We start from the raw sequence: 16,615 nt of genomic DNA on the forward strand, positions 1-16,615 counted from the left end.
GGCGGCGATTTGATCGCTCAGGCGTGGGCGAGGGCGGCCTGCTGGGCGGCTGCCGCTTTCTTCCTGCCGAAGGCGGCCAGGAAGGTGCGCACGCCATTGGTCGCTGAGCGCAACACCTCTTCCTCCGTCGGTATGCCGCCGAGCATGAAGGTTGTCTGCAACTCGGCGTTGACTAGTGCGAGGAACTGCCGCGCCGCCACGTCCGGATCGTCGATCGAGAGGTGCCCCGCATAGGCCAGCCGCGCGAAGCGGGCGGCAAGCGCCGACCAGGTGCGGCCCGGTCCCTGTTCGCGCCACTCGGCAAAAAGCTCGGGATAGCGCTCGCCCTCTGCCTGGATCAGCTTACGCAGGAAGCGGCCGTCGCGGTTGCAGATACAGTTGCGGTTCATGCGCACGGCGAAGGCGACAAGATCGGCTTCGAGATCGGCGGGCTGGTCGGGAAAGGTGGCAATGGTGGCGAAGATGCCGGCATTGCAGCGCTCCGTCAGCTCGCGCACAATGGCCATGAACAGCTTTTCCTTGTCACCATGATGATTGTAGACGGTCTGGCGCGAAACGCCGGCCTCGGCCGCGATCAGGTCGATATTGGCGCCGGCATAGCCTTCGCGGCAGAAGACCGAAGCGGCAGCATCAACCACCGATATGCGCTTGGCCTCATGGCTGCGTGGCGGGAAAGTGTCAGGAGAAACGCCGACCTTCATAAAAAACTATATAGCGATGATTGACGAATTGGACAAGCCTGTCTAAATTTGTAGACACAATAAAGCGAAGTCCGCTCCCGGGAACAACAGAATCGCGCTTTGAAGCGACGATGATTTCACATCCCGGATGTCGGAGTTCCACGGGATGGAACGTCCTCGGGTAGACGCCGGACCACGGCGGCAACCAGATCCGAAAGAAGCCCTTATCATGAGTCCCAAATTCCTCCGCATCGCGGTCGTGCTAGGCTTGTTGTCCGCAATCGGCCCGTTCGCCATCGATATGTACCTTCCCGCGCTGCCCTCGATCGGTGCGGATTTGAAGGCTGGCACCGCCGCCGTGCAGATGAGCCTTTTGATCTTCTTCCTGTCGATGGGTTTCGGCCAGATCGTCGTCGGACCGATCTCGGACATTGTCGGGCGCAAGCTGCCGCTTTATGTCGGACTCGCGCTGTTCATGGTTGGCGGCGTCGGCTCGGCTATGGCGCCCAGTATCGAGTGGCTGATCGCCTTCCGCTTCCTGCAAGGGCTCGGCGCCAGCGCCGGCATGGCAGTGCCGCGCGCCATCGTGCGCGACCTGCACACCGGTAACGAGGCCGCCAAGCTGATGTCGTTGCTGATGCTGGTGTTCTCGGTGTCGCCTATTCTCGCGCCGCTCACGGGCAGTCAGATCATCGAGAGCTTCGGCTGGCGTGCCGTGTTCTGGACTGTGACGGGCGCCGCCGCTTTAGCCACCATCCTGCTCGCGACCTCGCTGAAAGAGACGCGTTCGGCGGAGGAGCGCGCCAACTCGTCCTTCGGCACGGCACTTGCCGGTTACCGCTACCTGATGAGCGACCGCAACTTCCTTGGCCTGACGGCGATCGCCGGCTTCGGCATTGCGAGCTTCTTCGTCTATCTGTCGAGTTCGTCCTTCATCCTGATCGACCACTACGGCCTGTCGCCGTCGGTCTACAGCGTGTTCTTCTCGATCAACGCGGTCGCCTTCATCGGCATGTCGCAGCTGACCGGGATGCTGGCGGATCGCTTCGGCTTGAAGCGGGTCGTGTGGGTCGCGGTGACCGGCTATGCCACGGTGATGGTGGCGCTGTTCGCGATAATGGCATCCGGTGTCGACCGGCTCGACGTGATGGCGGGGCTGCTCTTTGTCGGCTACGGCTTCCTTGGCCTGGTCATTCCGACCACCTCCGTGCTGGCGATGGAAGAGCATGGCGAGATCGCCGGCACGGCATCGGCGCTGATGGGCACGCTGCACTTCGCCATCGGCGCGCTGGCCATGGGCGTGGCGGGCCTCTTCTTCGACGGCACGCCGCTGCCGATGGTGGCCGGCATCACGCTCTGCGCGGTGATTTCCTTCATGCTGGCCAAGCTGACGCTCGGCCGTGCGCGCGAAGCGGTCGAGGCGCCTGCCGAGTAAGACGCGGATAGAAATTGGAAGAGGCCGGGATTGCCCGGCGGCCGGGATTGCCCGGCCTTTTTCACCCCAGGCAGGAGCGCAAGCAGGTGAGCCAAGCATGCTTGGCCGTTCAATTGACTTGGAAAGAAGACGAGGGGGAAGGTGGAGGTTTCTGTTGCCAGGTACCTCCGAACCCCGCCTAGAAGTGCGAACCTCTAGGGCTTGATTTGAAGCGTTCGCACTGCATTAAGCAGCGAGACGAGCTTCCGCATAGTTGTCGTTGGCAACTATAAGTTTAGCCCGATGACGGTGGTACAATGCCGGGCAAAAGTACGATCTTTACACCTTCGTCGATCCTATTTCGCCCCCAGCAAAAGCCCCTCCCTTTGGAAGAGCGGTTTTTGGTGGAGGCGCCGGGTACCGCCCCCGGGTCCGAACGGCTTATTTCATCGCCTGTTTATCGCCATAGTCGGTCAAGCCGACGAAGCGAATATAGGGAGCGGTTACGGAAAATGAAAGGGCCAAGTCGAGGCTTGTCCCCTGCGCCAAACTCGACAGCCGAGGGTTGACTTGCGCGTCTACTCAATCGAAGCTCCGCCGGCGATGAGGAATATCCTGACCTAGCGCACAAGTTGCGCGGCGCGCCACAAGCCTCATCGATCGGATCCGTGGCGCCGACGAGGGGAAGTTTCATGGCCGACTATCTTGCGGATGTGAAGAAATACGATGCCGGCGCCAGCGCCGATGCGGTCGAGAAGATCGTCAAGCATCTGGGCATCGCGCTCAGGAACCGCGATTCCTCCTTGGTCTCCTGCGCAGACCCGAAGGAGCTCGAGCGCGTCCGGGACAACTGGGTGACCAAGAAGCTTGGGATTGTCGACGCCAAGAAGGCCGACGCCTCGATCGAGAAGGCGTGCAAGGCGATGGCCGCCGACAACACCAAGAGCCGCGTGACTTTTTACTATCTGGTGGCGAAGGACCTGGGCAAACTGGGTTCTCTCTGAGGCAAGGCTATCGGCAGCCGGCATGGCAACGTGCCGGCGCCGTCGATTTTCCGGCGCCGGATCGACACCTGTAGGCTTTGGGTATTCGACCGACGGCCAGTCGGCTATGATCGCTTGTCATCCGAATCGAGGCCGAGCCGATGCGCCAATATCTCGACCTGTTGAAGCATGTGCTGGAGAACGGCGCCGATCGCGGCGACCGCACCGGTACCGGCACGCGGTCGGTGTTCGGCTACCAGATGCGCTTCGACCTTTCACGCGGCTTCCCGGTCACCACCACCAAGAAGCTGCATCTGAAGTCGATCATCCACGAGTTGCTGTGGTTCCTGGCCGGCGATACCAACATCAAATATCTCAACGACAACGGCGTCACCATCTGGGACGAATGGGCCGACGAGAACGGCGATCTCGGCCCTGTCTACGGCAAGCAGTGGCGCTCATGGCCGGATGGGCCCGGCGGCGAGATCGACCAGATCGCCGCCCTTCTCAAGGAGATACGCAAGAATCCCAATTCGCGCCGGCTGATCGTCTCAGCCTGGAATCCGGCCCAAGTGGAGGCGATGGCGCTGCCGCCCTGCCATTGCCTGTTCCAGTTCTACGTTTCGGAAGGCCGGCTCTCCTGCCAGCTCTACCAGCGCTCGGCCGACATTTTCCTGGGCGTGCCGTTCAACATCGCATCCTACGCCCTGCTGACGATGATGGTGGCGCAGGTCACCGGCCTGAAGCCTGGCGATTTCGTCCATACGCTCGGCGATGCGCATCTTTACTCGAACCATTTCGATCAGGCGCGCGAGCAGATGCGGCGCACGCCGAAGCCGCTGCCGACAATGTGGATCAACCCGGATGTGAAGGATCTTTTTGCCTTCCGCTTCGAGGATATCCGCTTCGAGAACTATTTTGCGGACGCCAATATCAAGGCGCCGATCGCGGTATAAGGCCCAGTTTGAGCGCTGCCAGCGCTCAAGTCGCCAGTCAATCCCGACGACGACGTCGGAGGCCTTGATCACCTATAGGTCTGCTTGCCCAGTCGCAGATCGGCCACCGCTTCGTTGGTGATCGAAGCCGTGTCGAGGACGCCGCCCCCGATAGCTATCCTGACATGCGAGGTGGTCGATCCCTCGACGATTTCTGTGACCTTGCCTTTAGGACATTGCCGGCGCTGATCTACATCTACCTATGCCTCGCTGTATCGAACGGACTTCACCGTGGGCTGGTGGGATCCTGTCGTGCAACGGCGCGGAGCCTAAAAATCCTTTTCTTGTTATGTTCATCCGGATATATCGAATCAGAGCTCGAACCGAACGGATTTTCAGAAGAGGGCGAGGTTTCATGACGGGCAAGGGTTTTGGATTGAAGGCGATGGCCATTGGCGGACTGACGGCAGCGCTGATGGCGGCTGTGCCGGCAGCCCACGCCGACGACAAGGTGATCGTGTTCGCCGCGGCCAGTCTCAAGGACGCGCTCGATGTGGTCAACAAGGCCTGCGAGCCCGAGGTCGGCGAAGCGGCCACGATTTCCTATGCGGCAAGCTCGGCGCTGGCCAAGCAGATCGAGGGCGGCGCGCCAGCCGATGTCTTCGTCTCGGCAGACCTCGAATGGATGAAGTATCTGTCTGACAAGAAGCTGACCAGGCCCGACACCGAGGTGAAGCTGCTCGGCAACCAGATAGTGCTCGTGGCGCCGCAAGATTCCAAGGTCGAGGCGAAGGTCGAGAAGGGCTTCGATCTCGCCGGGCTCATCCGCGACGGTCGGCTCGCCATGGGGGATTTCAAGGCGGTGCCCGCCGGCAAATACGGCAAGGCGGCGCTGGAATGGCTGGGCGTCTGGTCCTCCGTCGAAGGCAAGGTCGCGCAGGCCGAGAATGTCCGCGCCGCGCTCAAGCTGGTGTCGACGGGCGAGGCCGCGCTCGGCATCGTCTACGCCACCGACGCCCATGCCGAAAAGGGCGTCAAGGTCGTCGGCACCTTCCCCGAGGATTCGCACCCGCCGATCATCTACCCGATTGCCCAGACCGCGGATTCGAAGGACAAGGATACGGCTGCCTTCCTGAAATGCGTCGAGTCAGCCAAGGCCGCCGCGCTCTTCAAGGAACAGGGTTTTACGGTGCTCGCGCCGAGCAACTGAGAAAGACCTAACACCGCAAATGAACTGGCTGCTGGACCTCACTCCCGACGAATGGAATGCGGTCCGGCTGTCGATCAAGGTGGCGACTGTGGCGATGATCGCCAGCCTGCCGCCCGGCATCCTGATCGCGCTGGTCCTGGCCCGGGGGCGGTTCTGGGGCAAGACCTTGCTCAACGGGCTGGTGCATTTGCCGTTGATCCTGCCGCCGGTGGTGACCGGTTATCTGCTGCTGCTCACCTTCGGCCGGCGCGGGCCCGCCGGCGCCTTCCTCGCCGAGCATTTCGGCATCGTTTTTTCCTTCCGCTGGACGGGGGCAGCACTTGCCTGCGCGGTGATGGGGTTTCCGCTGATGGTGCGGGCGATCCGGCTGTCGATCGAGGCGGTCGACCGCAAGATGGAGGCGGCCGCCGGCACGCTCGGCGCCAACCCGATCTGGGTGTTTGCCACAATCACGCTGCCGCTGATCCTGCCCGGCCTGATCGCCGGCGCGATCCTGTCCTTCGCCAAGGCGATGGGCGAGTTCGGCGCGACCATTACTTTCGTCTCCAACATCCCCAACGAGACGCAGACGCTGCCCTCGGCGATCTACACCTTCACGCAGGTGCCGGGCGGCGATCCCGGAGCGCTGCGCCTGACGCTGATTTCGATCGTCATCTCGATGGTGGCGCTGGTGGCCTCCGAGGTTCTGGCGTGCCGGATCGGCCAGCGGATGGACATCGAATGACGCTCTCGGTGGACGTCAGTCATCGTCTCGGCGATTTCGCCATCGAGGCGAGTTTCGAAAGCGCCGGCCGGCTGACGGCGCTGTTTGGGCCTTCGGGCTCGGGCAAGTCGACGCTGATCAATGTGATCGCCGGGCTGATCCGGCCGCGGAAAGGGCGGATCGCGGTGGACGGGCGCGTGCTGGTCGACACCGCCGCCGGCATCTTCGTGCCGATGCACAAGCGACGGATCGGCATGGTGTTCCAGGATGCGCGGCTCTTCCCGCATTTGAGCGTCGCCGGCAATCTGCGCTATGGCCGCTGGTTCACGCCGGTTGCCGAGCGCTACGCCAGTATGGATGCGGTGGTCGAACTCCTTGGCATCGGTCCCCTGCTCGACCGGCGGCCGGCGAAATTGTCGGGTGGTGAAAAGCAGCGCGTGGCGATCGGCCGCGCGCTCCTTGCCAGCCCGAAACTGCTTTTGATGGACGAGCCGCTTGCCTCGCTCGACGAGGCGCGAAAGGCCGAAATCCTGCCCTATATCGAGCGGCTGCGCGATGAGACGAAGATCCCGATCGCCTATGTCAGCCATTCCGTCGCCGAGGTGGCGCGGCTGGCGACCGACGTGGCGGTGCTGTCCCAAGGCAAGATCGCGGCTTTCGGCCCGACCGAGGCGATCATGCAGCGGCTCGACCTCTTGCCGGCGGAGGAGCGCGGCGAGGGCGGCGCGGTGCTCGACACCAGGGTTTTGCGTCACGACGAGGCTTTCGGCATGACTGTGCTCGGCTCGCCGGCCGGCGAGATCCGCGTGCCGCGCGTTTCACGCCCGGCGGGAGCTCTGGTGCGGCTCCGCATCCGCGCCCGCGATGTCATGATCGCGACCGAACAGCCGTCGGGTCTTAGCGCGCTCAACATACTGCCGGGCAAAATCGCCGCAGTCAGGCCGGGCGTCGGGCCTACGGTGGAGATCGCCATCGACTGCAACGGAGCAACGGTGCTGGCGCGCGTCACCAAACAGTCGAAGCAGAGCCTTCGGCTCGCGCTCGGCCGCGAGGTCTTCGCGGTGATCAAGACGGTGAGCTTTGACAGCGCGACGACAGGTGCTGGGCTGCCGGTGGAGGCCGATGGTTGACGAAAGGGCAATATCGCTATGTTGGTTTGGAATAAGCGATGTGGCGGCGGAGAGGGTAATCTCGACATGATCGCAGAGGACAAAGGATGCCATCGCTGAGCCTGCGGATAAATCTCGACCCTGACGGACGAATTGGTCCGGGCAAGATCGAATTGTTGGAGCAGATCGCCGCTTTCGGCTCGATTTCGGCCGCGGCGCGCGGCATGGAGATGTCCTACAAGCATGCCTGGGACCTGGTCGAGGACATGAACCGGGTGTTCGGCAAGCCGCTGGTGGCGGCGCAGACCGGCGGCCGAAAAGGCGGCGGCGCGCAATTGACCGCCGTGGGTCTCGCCGTCGTCAGCCGTTTCAGAGCGATCGAGCGCGCGGCGGCTTCAGCGGCGGCCGTACATATGCAGGCGTTGCAGGCCGAGATCGACGCCGGTTGATTGGGCCTGTAAGGGGCCTATTCCTCCGGCTCCCCGGGCTTGCGGAGCAAATAGGTGTCCATGATCCAGCCCTTTTTGCGCCGAGCTTTCTCTCGGACCTTCTCGATTTCGGCGCCGACATCGCCGAGGCGGCCGGAAAGGATGATCTCGTCCGCCGTGCCGAGATAAGCGCCCCACTGAATGAAAACATCTTGATCGACCAGTGTGTTGAAGGCGCACTTGCCGTCCAGCATGACAACGGTGCTTCCGGCATTCGCGGGCAGGCCTTCCTCAGTCAGCCGGCGGCCGGTGGTGACCAGGATCGAATCGCCGATGCGGTTGAGCGCGGTCGCGTGGACGGCGGCAAGCGCCTGGATCGCGGTGATGCCCGGAATGACCTCGAGCTCGAAACCGACATTGCCCTCAGGCGCACGCGCTCCAGTATGCGCAGCGCGCTGTCGTAGAGCGAGGGGTCGCCCCAAATCAGGAACGCGCCGCAGCCGTCCTCGGCAAGCTCGTCGCGGATCAGCCCTTCATAGATTTCGGCGATCGCCTCGTGCCAGTCGTCGACGGTCACGCGATAGGACGATGTCGGCTCGGCCCGAACCGGGACGTCGAATTCGACGCGGCGCGACTTCGGGTTTGTGACGAAGCGGTCGCAGATCTGCCGGCGGAGTTCCGCGAGGTCGTTCTTTCTGGCGCCTTTGTCGGGAACGAACAGCACGTCGGCCCGGTTCAGGCCGTTGATGGCCTGTACGGTCATGTGGTCGGGATTGCCGGCCCCGATGCCGATGACGAGAAGCTTGCGCATAGGCGTCCTCCTGCCCGATCGGGCGGCCGGTGTCCAGACGGGGGCAGGCAGGCATGCGGGAACGCAAAACTTCCGCCGATTGGCAGAAACGTTGAACGCCTCTAGCTACTTCTCCTGGAATTGCTCTAGATGGAAGCGCATCCGCATGATCCCGGTCATGCCGTCGAGAGGGGAGCCATGTTACGCACTATCCTGACCGCAGCGCTGGCATTCTCGGTTGCACCTGCCTTCGCCAACGATTCCGTTGCCGAGCTTGGCACCGGCGGGCTGATCCTGTCGCGCAGCGATGCGGTTGCCATGGAAAGCGAGGATCTCTTCATCTCGCCGGAAAAAGTGACCGTCGACTACGTTTTCCGCAACAATACCGACAAGGACGTCAGCGCGATCGTCGCCTTCCCGATGCCGGACATCGAAGGCGACCCGAACGAGATGCCGGCGATCCCGGAAGCGCAGAGCGACAATTTCCTCGGCTTCGAGGTGACGATCGACGGCGTCGACGCCAACCCGCAGCTCGAACAAAAGGCATTCGCGCTGGGCATCGACATCACCGCGGAACTCCAGGCGCACGACGTGCCGCTCTATCCGTTCGGCGACGTCGCCAAGGCGGCGCTGGCAAAGCTGCCCAAGGACGTCGCCCAGGATTGGGAAGATCGCGGCATCATCATCGAAGACACCGCCGACAACGGTTCGGGCATGCAAACCGCCTACGCGCCGTTCTGGCAATTGCGCTCGACCTATTGGTGGCGCTCCACCTTCCCGGCCAACAAGCAAGTCCATGTCTCGCACCGCTACAAGCCGAGCGTCGGCGGCACGTCATCGGTCAGCTTCTATTACGACGGCAAGTTCCAGGGGCAGTACGACACTTACAAGACCCGCTACTGCATGGACGGCGGGTTCGAGAACGCTGTGCGCAAGGCAGCGAAGGAAAATCCCGACGGCTATCCCAAATATTTCGAGAGCCGCATCGCATATATCCTGACCACCGGCGGCAACTGGGCGTCCGGTAGTATCGGCAATTTCAAGCTCACCATCGACAAGGGCAGCCCAAAGAATCTGGTCTCCTTCTGCGGCGACAACGTCCGCAAGGTGGGTCCGACGACGTTCGAGATGACGGCCAAGGATTTTTATCCGGAGCACGATATCGGCATCTTGCTGCTCGAGCCGTCGGACAATAGCGGGAACGGCGGCTGATGGACATCGCGATCTACGTCGCCATTGCCGAGAACGGCGTGATCGGACGCGAAGGCGGGCTGCCGTGGCGGCTTTCCAGCGACCTGAAACGCTTCAAGGCCGATACGATGGGCAAGCCGATCATCATGGGCCGCAAGACCTATGAGGGCATCGGCCGGCCGCTGCCCGGCAGGCTCAACATCGTGGTGACGCGAGCCAGAGACTGGCGATCCGAGGGCACCGAAGTTGCCCATTCGCTCGACGAGGCGATCACGCTGGCCAAGGTGCGCGGCCGCTGCATGGCAGGTGCCGAGGAGATCTGCGTCGTCGGCGGCGGCGAGATCTATGCCCAGGCCCTGCCGCTGGCCGATCGTCTCCACGTCACGCATGTGCTGGCCGCGGTCGATGGCGACGCCCATTTTCCGCCGATCGACCCGGCGATCTGGCGGATCGTCCGATCCGAGGATTTCCCGGCGGGCGAAAAGGACAGCCACGCGACGCGCTATACCGTTTATGAGCGCCGCGGCGACGGCCACTGGCGAGGACAAAGGGTCGCTGACCGCTCAAATCGAAGGCGCGCGTAGCGGATCGCGTTGAAAGCGCGTCACGGCGTCCCTATAGAAGAACGAGGGTACAGCGCCACGCTTCCAACCGGACGCGCAAGAAGGTCGCCGTAAAACTTTGATTTGGCGCATGATTCCTTTCGGAAAACCGATATCGGTTTTCGGGGTCATGCGCTAGGATCGCGCCGCAAGGCCTGAGGGAACCGAAGCGAAAGGACATTCATGCCCTGGAACGACAAGAGCGGTGGCGGCGGCCCATGGGGCGGCGGCGGCAATCAGGGGCCCTGGGGGCAGGGACCGAAAGGCCCGAGCGGCCCGCCCGGTTCGCCTCCCGATCTCGAGGACATTATCCGCCGCGGCCAGGACAGGCTGCGGCGCGCTCTTCCGGGAGGCGGCGGCGCCAGCCCGGCCGTCCTCGGGCTGATCGCGCTCGCGCTTGTCGTGCTTTGGGCTTTCAAGGCCATCTATACCGTGCAGCCTGACGAGGTCGCGGTCGAATTGCGCTTCGGCAAGCCGAAGGCCGAGCTCTCGCAGCCAGGCCTGCATTTCCACTGGTGGCCGATCGAAACGGTCGAAACGGCAAAGATTTCCGAGCAGCTCGTCAGCATCGGCGGCGGGGCGAGCAGCGGCTCCGGGCTGATGCTCTCCGGCGACCAGAACATCGTCAATGTGCAGTTCTCGGTCGCCTACCAGGTTTCCGATCCAAGGGCCTATCTTTTCGACGTCTCAGATCCCGACGGCATGCTGACGCAGGTGGCCGAAAGCGCCATGCGCGAGGTCGTCGGCCGGCGCCCCGCGCAGGATATTTTCCGCGACGATCGCCAGGGTATTGCCACATCGGTGCGTGAGATCATCCAAAACACGCTCGACGGTTACAAGACGGGTCTGCAAGTCAACGCAATCTCCATCGAGGACGCCGCCCCGCCGCGCGAGGTCGCCGATGCTTTCGACGAGGTGCAGCGCGCCGAGCAGGACGAGGACAAGTTCGTCGAGCAGGCCAATCAATATTCCAACCAGAAGCTCGGCCAGGCGCGCGGCGAGGCGGCCCAGATCCGCGAAGATGCCGCCGCCTACAAGAACCGGGTCGTGCAGGAAGCCGAAGGTGAGGCGCAGCGCTTCATCTCCGTTTACAACGAATACGCCAAGGCGCCCGACGTGACGCGCAAGCGCCTTTACCTGGAAACAATGGAGAGGATCCTGAAGGACTCGAACAAGGTCGTCGTCGAGCAGGGCAACGGGCAGGGTGTGCTTCCTTACCTGCCGCTGCCGGCACTGCAGCCCAAGGCGCCGCCCGCGCCTGCGCTGGGAGGTAACCAGTGATGGCCAACCGTCTTCCCATCATCGCGGTCATCGCGGCCGTCCTTCTGTTTCTGCTCTATTCGTCGGTGTTCGTCGTCAAGGCGGGCGAGCAGGCAATCGTGCTGAGGTTCGGCGAGATCATCGACGTCAAGACCGAGCCGGGCATCTATTTCAAGGCGCCATTCGCCTTCTTCGATGCCGACAGCGTTCAGACGATCGAGAAAAAAGTGATGCGCTTCGACCTCGACAATATCCGCGTTCAGGTCTCCGGCGGCAAGTTCTACGAGGTCGACGCCTTCATCGCCTACCGCATTTCGGATCCGCGCACGTTCCGCGCGGCGGTATCGGGGCAGGTGGAACTCGCCGAAGCCCGGCTGAAGACGCGGCTCGATGCGGCGCTGCGCCGCGTCTATGGTCTGCGCGATTTCGAGGCGGCACTTTCCGAAGAACGCGGCGTCATGATGCGCGAGGTGCGTGACCAACTGCGTCCGGACGCGACGTCGCTCGGCCTCGACATCGAAGATGTGCGCATCCGCCGGACGGATCTGACCGCCGAAGTATCGCAGCAGACCTACGATCGCATGAAAGCCGAACGCTTGGCGGAAGCCGAGCGGCTGAGAGCTCGCGGCAACGAGGCGGCGCAGCGTATCAAAGCCAGGGCCGACCGCGAGGTCGTCGAGATCATCGCCGAGGCGCAGAAGGAATCGGAGATCCTGCGCGGCGAGGGCGAGGCGCAGCGCAGCGCCACCTTTGCTGAAGCCTATAAGCGGGACCCGAGCTTCTTCGATTTCTATCGCTCGATGAATGCTTACGGCACGGCCTTGGACAGCACCGGAACCACCATGGTGCTGTCGCCCGACTCCGAGTTCTTCCGTTTCTTCCGCGATCCGGAAAGCAAGCCCGAGCCCGGACAGCCGGCGGCATCGCAGCCCGCGCCCGCGACGCCGGCAGCCCCGGCCACGCAACCCGGCAGCGCCCAGTAGCGGACGGTGCAGGATTTCCTCGCGGCCATCGGCCTGGTCCTCGTCATCGAGGGCCTGGTCTATGGCGGGTTTCCGGCTCTGGCCAGGAAACTGGCGGCGGAGGTGCTGTCGTTGCCGGAGAATGTGCTGCGGATCGCCGGATTGGCTGCAATCGCCCTCGGCGTCGCCATCGTCTGGCTGGTTCGCGGCTGATGAAATTCCTTGGTGCCGAGGCGATTGACGATTTATCTTCCGCCGATAGCTATAGCCGCAAACGTGCCTTATTTCTTGCCAACATGAATTGACGGGCGCCTTTGCGGAAGCGCCTTTCTTTTTCAAAACGCCGGGAGGCCACGATGATATCCGACACCCTGTTGCGCGCGGCGCGGCGCAGGTTTTTCGCCGGCGCCACCGCATTCGTCGTCGGCATAGTTGCCGTCCCGTCCTTCGTCACGCCCACGATCGCCTCCGACGCGCCGCCTTCCGTCGCCGACCTCGCCGAACGCCTGCTCGGCGCGGTGGTCAACATCTCGACCTCGCAAACCGTCAAAGGCACGGAAGGCCCCGGTGCGGTGCCGATGCCACAGCTTCCGGAAGGCTCGCCCTTCCAGGACTTTTTCGATGACTTCTTCAAGAACCGCGGCGGCGACAAGGGCGGCGGGCAGAAGGTGCAGTCGCTTGGCTCCGGCTTCGTCATCGATGCCGAGCAGGGCATCGTGGTGACCAACAATCACGTCATCGCCGATGCCGACGACATCGAGGTCAATTTCTCCGACGGCGTGACGCTGAAGGCGACGCTTGTCGGCACTGATACAAAGACCGACGTCGCGTTGCTGAAGGTCGATCCGAAGGGCCACAAATTAACGGCGGTGAAGTTCGGCGATTCCACCAAGATGCGCGTCGGCGACTGGGTGATGGCGATCGGCAATCCGTTCGGTCTTGGCGGCACGGTCACGGTCGGCATCGTCTCGGCGCGCAACCGCGACATCAATTCCGGCCCCTATGACGACTTCATCCAGACCGACGCCGCCATCAATCGCGGCAATTCCGGCGGTCCGCTGTTCAACAGCAGTGGCGAGGTCATCGGCATCAACACGGCGATCATCTCGCCGTCCGGCGGCTCGATCGGCATCGGCTTTTCCATTCCCTCGCAACTCGCCGCGGGCGTCGTAGATCAGCTTCGCCAGTTCGGCGAAACGCGGCGCGGCTGGCTTGGCGTGCGCATCCAGCCGGTAACGGACGACATCGCCGAAAGCCTCGGCATGGCGACGGCCAAGGGCGCGCTGGTGGCCGGCGTCATCAAGGGCGGACCGGTCGACAACGGCACGGTTCAAGCCGGCGACGTCATCATCAAATTCGACGGCAAGGACATCCACGAAATGCGCGACCTGCCGCGCGTCGTCGCCGAAAGCCCGGTCGGCAAGGCCGTCGACGTCGTCATCGTGCGCAAGGGCGTCGAGCAGACAGTGAAGGTGACGCTCGGCCGGCTCGAGGACGGCGAGAAGCTGGCCAGCGGCGAGAACGGCAGTACCGGCGAGGACAAGGGCGACAAGGCGGCTCCTGTGTCGACGGCTTCGGTGCTCGGCATGACCGTTGGCGAGCTCAACGAGCAGACCAGACAGAAGTTCGGCATCGCGGCCGATGTGTCGGGCGTGGTCATCACCGACGTCGCCAAGGATTCGGCCGCCGCCGAACGCGGCATCCAGCCCGGCGAGGTGATCACCGAGATCGCGCAGGAATCGGTCGGCACGCCAAAGGATGTCATGGACCGGATCGGGGCGCTGAAAGAGCAGGGCCGCAAGAACGCGCTGCTGATGCTCGCCTCGAAATCCGGCGAGTTGCGCTTCGTGACGATCCGGATGGACTGATTCCGGAGAGCCCGAACGGGTTGATTTGCAAGAATGGGCGGCTAGCGGGCCGCCCTTTTTCGCGCCTGCCAGTCGTCGCGCGACAGCCGGTACAGCGCATGCCGCTTAAGATGAGGGTGGCTGTCCGGCACGGCGGGATGGTCGAAATCGGCGCCCGGGTCGGCGCGCATGCCGAGCCGCTTCATGACGGCGATCGAACGATGGTTTTCCACGACGGCAAAGGAGACGATTTCGTCCAGCTCCAGCGTTTCGAAACCGAAGGAGAGCCAGGCTTCGGATGCCTCGGTGACATAGCCCTTGCGCCAGTATTCCGGTGCCAGCCGCCAGCCGATCTCGATCGTGCCGGCCGGCAGGGAAGGCACATGATCGGTTTGGAGGAGGCCGACGAAGCCGATGCACTCGCCGGTGGCGGCAATCTCGGCGGCGGCGAAACCGTAGCCATCCTCATCGATCCAGGCGCGGAGCTCGTCCATCTTTGCGTCCGCCGCGGCCCGGTCGCGGCGGAACGGAAAAAATTCCATCACGCGCTCGTCCGAGTTGATGCGATGGAAGAGCGCGCGGTCGCGCTGTTCCCAATTGCGCAGGATGAGGCGCTCGGTGCGGATCGGCTTCATTGCACGAACTCGCCCTGGCGATAGCCCTGGAGGTAAAGCAGCGCGGTCAGATCGCCGTGGTCGATGCGGATCCTTGCCTGCTCAGCCACCGCCGGCTTGGCGTGCAGCGCGACGCCGGTGCCGGCCAGGCGGATCATGTCGAGGTCGTTGGCGCCGTCGCCCACGGCAACGGCATCCTGCGTCGTCACGCCCAGCCTTGCCGCGATGTCGAGCAGCGCCTCGGCCTTGGCGGCGCGGCCGAGGATAGGCTCGGCCACCGTGCCGGTGAATCTGCCGCCATCCTCGATCAGCCGGTTGGCGCGGTTCTCCTGGAAGCCCAGCATTGCGGCGATGCGGTTGGTGAAGACGTCGAAGCCGCCTGAGACCAGCGCCGTCCAGGCGCCGTTGGCACGCATGGTCTGCACCAGCGCGCGGCCGCCGGCGGCCAGCGTCAGCCGGTTGGCGATGATGCGGTCGACCACCGTCGTGTCGAGGCCCTTCAGCAAGGCGACGCGTTCGCGCAAGGCCGGCTCGAATGCGATCTCGCCATTCATCGACCGCGCGGTGATCGCAGCGACACGGTCCTTGACGCCGATCTCGTCGGCAAGCTCGTCGATGCATTCCTGAGCGATCATGGTCGAATCCATATCGGCAAGCAGGATCCTCTTCCTCCGGCCTTCAGCCGGCTGGACGATGATGTCGACCGGCTCGGAGGCCAATGCCGCGCGCAGATTGGCCGTCAATGCGCCGATGTCGGGCGTCTCCGGCAAAACCAGATCGCAGGCGACATCCTCGGCCAGCCAATGAACGGCGCTTGCGCCTGCCGCTCGCGAGGCGATATTCGCAAGCGGGACCGACACTCGGCGGTCTTTGGGATTGGACACAAGCGTGGCGATCAGAGGCATCGAAAATTCCGGCAGGCAGGCGGGCGAAGGCCGCGTGAAAAACGCCATCCTGATAGCGGGGCCGACCGCCAGCGGCAAGTCGGCGCTGGCGCTGGACATCGCCGAGCGCAAGGGCGGCGTCATCGTCAACACCGATTCCATGCAGGGCTATTCGGTTCTTGACGTGCTGACGGCGCGTCCGAGCGCGGCCGAAACGGCGCGCGTGCCGCATTATCTGTACGGTCACGTGCATCCTTCGACAGCCTACTCGACCGGCGCCTGGCTGCGCGACGTCACCGGGCTGATCGCGGAAGGTATTTTCTCCGGCCGGCCGGCTGTCTTCGTCGGCGGCACCGGGCTCTATTTCCGAGCTTTAGCCGAAGGCATCTCGGACATGCCCGACATTCCGCCTTCGGTGCGTGAGCGCTGGCGCTACGAACTCAAGGAACAAGGGGCAGAACGGCTGCACCGTGTACTGATGCATCAGGATTCGGCTGTCGCCATGCAGCTCCGGCCGACCGATGGCCAGCGCATTGTGCGGGCGCTGGAGGTGCTCGACGCGTCGGGACGGTCGATCCTTGAATGGCAAGCGGCACGCGGCCAGCCGCTCATCGACCGCGACAGCGCACGCTTCCTGGTGATCGAGCCGGATCGCGGCGAACTGGTGGCGCGTATCGGGGCGCGTTTCGATCAAATGCTCGACAAGGGCGCGCTCGACGAGGTCAGGCAGTTGATGGCACTCGACCTCGATCCGAACCTGCCGGCGATGAAGGCGATCGGCGTGCGCGAGCTGCAGGCCGCGATGGCCGGACACATGGGCTTTCCCCAAGCGATTGAGCGAGCCAAGATCGCGACGCGCCAATATGCCAAGCGGCAGACGACCTGGTTCAAACACCAACTGGGGCCGGAGTGGCAAAGGTTACGCCCGGGCGAGAAATGGTCAATCGAGGACTGATAGAATGCGATTTGATCAGGGCTTGGAATTGAGAGCGCAGCTTCCCGT

17 protein-coding genes, 1 other RNA gene and 2 pseudogenes are annotated in these 16,615 nt (G+C 63.6%); 14 read left to right on the top strand and 6 right to left on the bottom strand.

The window, feature by feature from the left end:
- Positions 1-17 precede the first annotated feature (17 nt).
- Positions 18-701: a TetR/AcrR family transcriptional regulator gene (locus tag EJ078_RS25770; RefSeq protein WP_127216224.1), complete on the bottom strand. Its 684-nt coding sequence runs from the start codon at positions 699-701 to the stop codon at positions 18-20.
- 208 nt (positions 702-909) lie between these two features.
- Between EJ078_RS25770 and EJ078_RS25775 the strand changes: the two genes are divergently transcribed.
- Complete coding sequence (locus EJ078_RS25775; RefSeq protein WP_127216223.1) at positions 910-2,115, top strand: multidrug effflux MFS transporter; 1,206 nt, start codon at positions 910-912, stop codon at positions 2,113-2,115.
- A gap of 140 nt (positions 2,116-2,255) precedes the next feature.
- Here the strand turns inward: EJ078_RS25775 and ssrA are convergent.
- Positions 2,256-2,616: a transfer-messenger RNA gene (gene ssrA / locus EJ078_RS25780) on the bottom strand.
- Positions 2,617-2,786: 170 nt separating this feature from the next.
- On the opposite strand from ssrA, the gene EJ078_RS25785 reads away from it, so the two are divergent.
- Positions 2,787-3,098 (top strand): DUF2853 family protein, encoded by a 312-nt coding sequence (locus EJ078_RS25785; RefSeq protein WP_127326048.1) that lies wholly within the window; start codon positions 2,787-2,789, stop codon positions 3,096-3,098.
- Between the two features lie 140 nt (positions 3,099-3,238).
- Positions 3,239-4,033, top strand: coding sequence for a thymidylate synthase (locus EJ078_RS25790; RefSeq protein ID WP_208720934.1), 795 nt, complete (start codon positions 3,239-3,241; stop codon positions 4,031-4,033).
- A 36-nt stretch (positions 4,034-4,069) separates the two neighbouring features.
- Here the strand turns inward: EJ078_RS25790 and EJ078_RS25795 are convergent.
- Positions 4,070-4,224: pseudogene (locus EJ078_RS25795) on the bottom strand (TOBE domain-containing protein); the annotation flags it as partial.
- A gap of 203 nt (positions 4,225-4,427) precedes the next feature.
- Between EJ078_RS25795 and modA the strand changes: the two are divergent.
- The 4 genes from modA to EJ078_RS25815 all read left to right on the top strand — a co-directional run bounded on the left by modA (position 4,428) and on the right by EJ078_RS25815 (position 7,483).
- Entirely contained in the window at positions 4,428-5,222 is a 795-nt protein-coding gene (modA, locus tag EJ078_RS25800; RefSeq protein WP_127216221.1) for a molybdate ABC transporter substrate-binding protein, read from the top strand.
- Positions 5,223-5,241: 19 nt separating this feature from the next.
- Positions 5,242-5,946: a molybdate ABC transporter permease subunit gene (gene modB, locus EJ078_RS25805; protein WP_127216220.1), complete on the top strand. Its 705-nt coding sequence runs from the start codon at positions 5,242-5,244 to the stop codon at positions 5,944-5,946.
- Positions 5,943-7,055 carry a molybdenum ABC transporter ATP-binding protein gene (gene modC, locus EJ078_RS25810; RefSeq protein WP_067323206.1) on the top strand — a complete coding sequence of 371 codons (1,113 nt, stop codon included), beginning with the start codon at positions 5,943-5,945 and terminating at the stop codon, positions 7,053-7,055. Before modB ends, modC begins: the two co-directional genes overlap by 4 nt.
- Positions 7,056-7,141: 86 nt before the next feature.
- The gene (locus tag EJ078_RS25815) at positions 7,142-7,483 is read left to right on the top strand and encodes a winged helix-turn-helix domain-containing protein (RefSeq protein WP_066990897.1); all 342 of its coding nucleotides are present in this window, start codon (positions 7,142-7,144) and stop codon (positions 7,481-7,483) included.
- Between the two features lie 17 nt (positions 7,484-7,500).
- Here EJ078_RS25815 and cobF read toward each other — a convergent pair.
- Positions 7,501-8,273: pseudogene (gene cobF / locus EJ078_RS25820) on the bottom strand (precorrin-6A synthase (deacetylating)).
- 177 nt (positions 8,274-8,450) lie between these two features.
- Here cobF and EJ078_RS25825 point away from each other — a divergent pair.
- From EJ078_RS25825 to EJ078_RS25850, 6 genes are all read left to right on the top strand, one after another.
- Positions 8,451-9,464: a DUF4424 domain-containing protein gene (locus tag EJ078_RS25825; RefSeq protein ID WP_127216218.1), complete on the top strand. Its 1,014-nt coding sequence runs from the start codon at positions 8,451-8,453 to the stop codon at positions 9,462-9,464.
- Entirely contained in the window at positions 9,464-10,027 is a 564-nt protein-coding gene (locus EJ078_RS25830) for a dihydrofolate reductase (RefSeq protein WP_127216217.1), read from the top strand. The genes EJ078_RS25825 and EJ078_RS25830 overlap by 1 nt, the downstream gene beginning before the upstream one ends.
- A gap of 201 nt (positions 10,028-10,228) precedes the next feature.
- A complete protein-coding gene (hflK, locus tag EJ078_RS25835; RefSeq protein WP_066990906.1) occupies positions 10,229-11,326 on the top strand; it encodes an FtsH protease activity modulator HflK in 1,098 nt (365 codons plus the stop codon).
- A complete protein-coding gene (locus tag EJ078_RS25840; RefSeq protein WP_067323214.1) occupies positions 11,326-12,288 on the top strand; it encodes a protease modulator HflC in 963 nt (320 codons plus the stop codon). The genes hflK and EJ078_RS25840 overlap by 1 nt, the downstream gene beginning before the upstream one ends.
- A gap of 6 nt (positions 12,289-12,294) precedes the next feature.
- Positions 12,295-12,480 (top strand): DUF2065 family protein, encoded by a 186-nt coding sequence (locus EJ078_RS25845; RefSeq protein ID WP_095783779.1) that lies wholly within the window; start codon positions 12,295-12,297, stop codon positions 12,478-12,480.
- A 143-nt stretch (positions 12,481-12,623) separates the two neighbouring features.
- Positions 12,624-14,135, top strand: a complete 1,512-nt coding sequence (locus EJ078_RS25850; protein ID WP_067323217.1) for a DegQ family serine endoprotease — start codon at positions 12,624-12,626, stop codon at positions 14,133-14,135.
- Positions 14,136-14,176: 41 nt separating this feature from the next.
- Here the strand turns inward: EJ078_RS25850 and EJ078_RS25855 are convergent, their stop codons facing one another.
- Together EJ078_RS25855 and serB are read right to left on the bottom strand one after the other, a co-directional pair.
- On the bottom strand, positions 14,177-14,749 hold the full coding sequence (locus tag EJ078_RS25855; protein ID WP_067323220.1) for a GNAT family N-acetyltransferase: 573 nt from the start codon (positions 14,747-14,749) through the stop codon (positions 14,177-14,179).
- A complete protein-coding gene (gene serB / locus EJ078_RS25860) occupies positions 14,746-15,633 on the bottom strand; it encodes a phosphoserine phosphatase SerB (RefSeq protein ID WP_127215601.1) in 888 nt (295 codons plus the stop codon). Before serB ends, EJ078_RS25855 begins: the two co-directional genes overlap by 4 nt.
- Between serB and miaA the strand changes: the two genes are divergently transcribed.
- Complete coding sequence (miaA, locus tag EJ078_RS25865) at positions 15,623-16,567, top strand: tRNA (adenosine(37)-N6)-dimethylallyltransferase MiaA (RefSeq protein ID WP_127215609.1); 945 nt, start codon at positions 15,623-15,625, stop codon at positions 16,565-16,567. The two genes, serB and miaA, sit on opposite strands and share 11 nt — an antisense overlap.
- Positions 16,568-16,615: the final 48 nt, after the last annotated feature.

Origin of the sequence: Mesorhizobium sp. M1A.F.Ca.IN.022.06.1.1 (genome assembly GCF_003952605.1) — a bacterium.
GTDB lineage: Bacteria > Pseudomonadota > Alphaproteobacteria > Rhizobiales > Rhizobiaceae > Mesorhizobium.